The sequence below is a fragment of the Nocardia araoensis NBRC 100135 genome, assembly GCF_000308435.1.
Classification (GTDB): Bacteria; Actinomycetota; Actinomycetes; order Mycobacteriales; family Mycobacteriaceae; genus Nocardia; species Nocardia araoensis.
The window spans coordinates 1-1,049 of the sequence record NZ_BAFR01000041.1 but is presented as its reverse complement, the minus strand read 5'-3'; the positions used below and the strand labels follow the sequence as shown (position 1 = coordinate 1,049).

Sequence of the window (1,049 nt, the reverse complement as noted above, 5' to 3'; positions counted from 1 at the left end):
GGAGGTATGAAGAGCCGAAACCAAAATACTTTGGCACTGACATTCATCGACACACTATTGAGTTCTCAAAGAACACACGCACACACATTCAATCCGAATTTCTCCGGACCTTCAGTGAGGCAACTTTTCCAGCTTAGCTCATTCGCTCATCCGATCAAAATCGGACTCGCGATCGAGCCAGTGTGATCGCCAGGCGCTCCTCGTCCTACCTCGTTTCCCAGTCCTTCCGCTCGGCGTCTCCGCCTTGCTTCTCGGCTCCGGGTCGGTGTCCGTGTCGCTCTGACCTGGATTAAGTTACGCGGCGGATAACGCTTCGTCAAATCGCCTGCCCAGCGCGCTTTTTCGCAGGTCAGCGGCCTGCGGACAGCGAAGCTCCGGCACGAATGACACAAGTGTGATTCAGACCACCACAAGATCGATTGGAACCGCTGCGCCGACAATGGCGCTGCCCGACGATCAGCCGCCCAGCGGGGCGCGGCGCGGAATGACTTTGCGATAAGTGATCCGCCAGCCGGCGGGTTCCCGCACCACCACGTCTTCATAGGTCACGCTCCCGCATCGACCGTCGGCGGCGATGCCGATCCCTTTGGACGACACCATTGCGCGGTCGGCTTCGCTTCCGGTGACGATCACATTCGTGACGTGATGCCCGACCGGGTTCGCATCGCCGAGCGCGAGGGCCGCGTCGCGCACGGCCGCGATGCCGTGCAATTCGCCGTACCCCATGGCGGTGAGGTCGTAGACGATTTCCGGGCTGAACAGCTCGTCCATCCGATCGAGTTCACCCGCGTCGATGATGTGGCCGTGCCGGGCGATGAGGTCGGTGATATCGAGGCGGTCTTCCACTGAGAGCGTCATGCGCAGCACCGTAGTGCCGCTTCCGGTGCGGGGCACCGAATATCCGCGCGCCGCGGCGGCCTTCGCTCAGCGCGCGCTCCCCGCCGCACGAAGCAATTTGGCGCCGAGGCCGGCGAGCAGGTCTTTCATCTCGATGGGTTCGACGACCTCGAAGTCCAGGTCCAGGTGCGCGATGCGGAGGGCGGTCCACT

The 1,049-nt window shown here is 62.2% G+C and carries 1 protein-coding gene; it reads right to left on the bottom strand.

Features of this window, described 5'->3' with window-relative positions:
- Positions 1-456: 456 nt before the first annotated feature.
- Entirely contained in the window at positions 457-858 is a 402-nt protein-coding gene (locus ON21_RS05960) for a nuclear transport factor 2 family protein (RefSeq protein ID WP_039796351.1), read from the bottom strand.
- Between the last annotated feature and the right edge of the window lie 191 nt (positions 859-1,049).